Here is a 3,819-nt window from a genome sequence, read left to right as displayed (position 1 = left end):
TGTTGACTGACACTCCGCATTCGCGAGCAAGCCCGCTCCCACACAAAGCAATGGCCTGGGCCAAGTCTCACAAAATGGCCGTTATCTTATAGCAAAACGGCGGCCAGAGGCCGCCGTTTAGTGCATTGCGCAGGATTTTAAGCAGCGGCCACAGGCTCTTGCTTCGGTGCCGGTTTCGGCAGCGACGACAGGAACGCCATGATCAGCGCTGCCACATACGGCAGCGACTGCACCAGCAACATCACCACCCAGAAGCGCATGTCATTGCTCGGCAGGCCCTGCACCAGGTAAATCCCCAATGCCGCACCCCACAACAGCAGCATGATGAACATCTCTTCCCGGGCTTCGGAGATCGCCACCCAGAAACCGTGGTTATCGGCGTTCTTCGGTGTACGGAAGAACGGAATGCTGGTGGTGAAGAACCCGTACAGCACCGCCTTGGCGATGGTGTGCGACAACGCCAGCCCGGCCAGTGCCGCGCAGAACGCATCTTTCAGGTTCACACCCACCGCACGACGGTAGAGGAAGATGATCTTGCCGACCTTGAACACGAACAACGCCAGTGGCGGAATCGCGAAAATCAGCAGCGGCGGGTCAACCCGCGTCGGCACGATAATCATCGCCGCCGACCACAACAAGGCGCCCACGGTGAAGAAGATGTTCATGCCGTCGGCCACCCACGGCAACCATCCCGCGAGGAAGTGGTAGCGCTGGCCACGGGTCAGCTCGGTGTCCTTGCCGCGCAAGAGGCTCGCAGTGTGGCGCTTGATGATCTGGATCGCGCCGTAGGCCCAGCGGAAACGCTGTTTCTTGAAGTCGATAAAGGTATCGGGCATCAGGCCCTTGCCGTAGCTGTCGTGGTAGTACGCCGCCGACAGGCCCTTCTCGAAGACGCGCAGGCCCAGCTCGGCATCCTCACAGATGCACCAGTCGGCCCAGCCCAGCTCTTCCAGCACCGAGCGACGGGTCATGGTCATGGTGCCGTGCTGGATGATCGCGTCACGGTCGTTGCGGGTGACCATGCCGATATGGAAAAAGCCTTTGTATTCCGCGTAGCAGAGCTTCTTGAAGGTGCTTTCGTTCTGGTCGCGATAATCCTGTGGCGACTGCACCACGGCGATTTTCGGGTCGGCGAAGTGCGGCACCATGTGCTTGAGCCAGTTTGGCGACACGCAGTAATCGGAGTCGATCACCGCGATCACTTCGGCATCCTTGGCGGTGTGCGGGATCAGGTAGTTCAGTGCGCCGCCCTTGAAACCGGCCAGGGGCGAGACGTGGAAGAACTTGAAGCGCGGGCCGAGGGTTTCGCAGTAGTCGCGCACCGGCTCCCACACGGCCGGGTCCTTGGTGTTGTTGTCGATGATCAGGACTTCGTAGTCCGGATAATCGAGGGCGGCCAGGGCGTCGAGGGTCTGTTTGACCATCTCCGGCGGCTCGTTGTAGCACGGCACGTGGATCGAGACTTTCGGGCGGTAGTCCGAATCCCCTTCAACCGGCAGGAATTCACGCCGGCGTTTGTGGGTCCAGACTGCTTCGGCCAGCTCATGGGCTTCGGTCAGCAACACGATAAATACGCCCAGGGCGCCGAGTGCCAGCAGGAAGCCCACCGTCAAGCTGAACCAGGTGCTGTATTGCTGGCTATAGTCATAACCGATCCACACCAATACCGACCCGCACAGGAACGCGATAAAGGTCAGGAACGTACGGCCGCGCTGGCGCAGGGCCGAGCCGTCGATCATCAGCAGGGTCAGGGACAGCAGCGCAAGCACCACCGAGCCGATCGCCAGCACTCGCCATTGCGGAATCGCGACCACCGGGCCATCAAAGTTGAATTTCTGCTGGCGTGCGGCGTTGAACACGCCCCAATAGGCGCCTACAGAGCCTTCGTCGCTGGCTTTCCATGGCTGGTCAAACGCTTCGATTACGAAGTAGTTGTAGCCCTGGCGGTTCAGCGTGTTAACCAGCGTGCGCAGGTAAATCGCCTGGTCGGCGGGGGAGGCGTCAGCACCGCCACGCATCCGGCCGTTGCTCGGCCAGCCAACCTCCGACAGCAACAGCGGCTTTTTCGGGAAGGTCTTCTTCAGGTCCCGTGCGCGATCGAGGACGAACTGGCCGGCCTTGTCCACCGGGATATGTTCCCAGTACGGCAGGATGTGCGCGGCGATCAGGTCGACGTGCTTGGCCAGTTGCGGGTTGTGTTCCCAGATGTGCCATTGCTCGGAGGTGGTTACGGGCACCTTGACGGCGGCCCGTACCCGATCCAGCAGCACGATCAGCGCCTCCGGAGTGATTTCTTCGCGGAACAGCGCCTCGTTGCCCACCACTACCCGCACTACGCTGCGGGAGCTGTTGGCGATTTCGATGGCGCGCTGGATCTCGCGCTCGTTGCGCTCGAGGTCCGGACTGATCCAGATCCCCAGGGTCACCCGCAGGCCGAATTCTTCCGCCAGCTTGGGGATATCCCCCAGGGTGCCGTCGACCGAGTAGGTACGGATGTTGTCCGTCAGCTTGCTCATGATCGCAAGGTCCTGACGCATTTGATCGTCGGTCGGATACTGGTCTTTCTGTGGGTACTGGCCTTGCTGGAACGGCGAGTACGAAAAACCGGAGATCTGCTCGGGCCAGTTAGGGGCATTGACCGGGCGGTTGATCAGCGCCCAGAAGCCGGTGAACAGCGCGGCAATTGCCAGCACCACCACCAGGTTGAGTCCAAATTTACGCGATGACATGGCTATTTCGGGTTCCAAAGGGTGTGGAACGAAAAGAGGTGTCGGCCTGCGCCGAACGGCGCGCATCCTACACTGGCCTTTCACCGACCGTACAGCAAGCCGGGAAAAACCGGACATTGGGCAGTGCAACTCGTCGTAAGTTCTCTTACTTGTAGCTTGTAGTTTAAAACTTGTCGCTGTGTAGCCCTATAATGCGCGCCGGTTTTTGGGGTAATGGTCATGAGTACAGAAGATCCACGGTTTGCCGGCGTCGCCCGCTTGTATGGCATTGAAGGCCTGGAGCGCCTGAAGGCGGCCCATGTGGCCATCGTCGGCGTGGGCGGGGTGGGTTCGTGGGCGGCGGAAGCCATCGCTCGCTGCGGCGTGGGCGAGATTTCGCTGTTTGACCTCGATGATGTATGCGTCAGCAACAGCAACCGTCAGTTGCATGCGCTGGACAGCACGGTGGGCAAGGCCAAGGTCGAGGTCATGGCCGAGCGCCTGAAAGGCATCAACCCGGATTGCACCGTGCACGCGGTGGCGGACTTCGTGACCCGCGAGACGATGGCCGAGTACATCACGCCCAATATCGATTGCGTGATCGACTGCATCGACAGTGTGAACGCCAAGGCCGCACTGATTGCCTGGTGCAAGCGGCGCAAGATCCAGATCATCACCACCGGCGGCGCGGGCGGGCAGATTGATCCGACGTTGATTCAGGTGTGTGACTTGAACCGTACGTTCAATGACCCGCTGGCGTCGAAGGTGCGCTCCACGTTGCGTCGCGACTATGGCTTCTCCCGCACTGTGACCCGCCACTACAGCGTGCCCTGCGTGTTCTCCACCGAACAGCTGCGTTACCCGAAGCCGGACGGCAGCATCTGTTTGCAGAAGAGTTTTGTCGGGGATGGCGTGAAGCTGGACTGTGCCGGCGGGTTTGGCGCGGTGATGATGGTGACTGCGACCTTCGGCATGGTGGCCGCGACCAAGGCGGTGGACAAGATAGTGGCCGGGGTGCGCCGGCCTGCTGACAGGGTCAAGGCCCCTTAGATCTCAGTCTGGAATGAAGATCAAAATGTGGGAGCGGGCTTGCTCGCGAAAGCGGTGTATC

The 3,819-nt window shown here is 60.7% G+C and carries 2 protein-coding genes; one reads left to right on the top strand and one right to left on the bottom strand.

The genetic code is table 11. The features are described 5' to 3' along the window. Positions 1-137: 137 nt before the first annotated feature. Complete coding sequence (locus tag ACW9I6_RS31350) at positions 138-2,729, bottom strand: glycosyltransferase (RefSeq protein ID WP_003219347.1); 2,592 nt, start codon at positions 2,727-2,729, stop codon at positions 138-140. Positions 2,730-2,948: 219 nt separating this feature from the next. Here ACW9I6_RS31350 and tcdA point away from each other — a divergent pair, with 219 nt between their 5' ends. Beyond that, positions 2,949-3,758 (top strand): tRNA cyclic N6-threonylcarbamoyladenosine(37) synthase TcdA, encoded by an 810-nt coding sequence (gene tcdA / locus ACW9I6_RS31345; RefSeq protein WP_003219345.1) that lies wholly within the window; start codon positions 2,949-2,951, stop codon positions 3,756-3,758. Positions 3,759-3,819 lie beyond the last annotated feature (61 nt).

This window comes from Pseudomonas sp. SDO5522_S412, assembly GCF_054071215.1.
This window is presented reverse-complemented; position numbering and strand designations above follow the sequence as displayed.

Coding starts and splice junctions, on each gene's coding strand:
- tcdA (WP_003219345.1), top strand. CDS start 2,949: ATGAGTACAGAAGATCCACGGTTTGCCGGCGTCGCCCGCTTGTATGGC.
- ACW9I6_RS31350 (WP_003219347.1), bottom strand. CDS start 2,729: ATGTCATCGCGTAAATTTGGACTCAACCTGGTGGTGGTGCTGGCAATT.